This is a genomic window from Photobacterium sp. R1 (assembly GCF_054600795.1).
Genome location: NZ_BAAHZP010000938.1, coordinates 1 through 239 on the forward strand (window position 1 = coordinate 1; position 239 = coordinate 239).

Consider the following 239-nt stretch of genomic DNA (forward strand, 5'->3'; position numbering starts at 1 on the left):
CCCACGGGGACCATTTTAATCAATGCCGCCCTCATCCTGGATCATCTGCGTATTTTGCGCTAAAGAAAAAATCCAGGAAAACCCAGTGCCGACACCGACCATAATCAAAACGACCGCAGTGATCAAGCCGGTGGTTTTGGGGATGGCGTTAATATCTTTGCTGCCCCGAGAGCGAAAAACAATGAACTCCAGAAAGACAGCGTAAAGCACACACACAGCTGCGGCTTCGGTCGGGCTGA

Annotated in this window: 1 protein-coding gene; it reads right to left on the reverse strand. The window is 51.0% G+C overall.

The window, feature by feature from the left end; genetic code table 11:
• Window positions 1–15: 15 nt before the first annotated feature.
• A partial coding sequence (locus tag ACYP03_RS27840) for a TRAP transporter large permease subunit (RefSeq protein ID WP_459782916.1) occupies window positions 16–239 on the reverse strand: 224 nt, incomplete at its 5' end.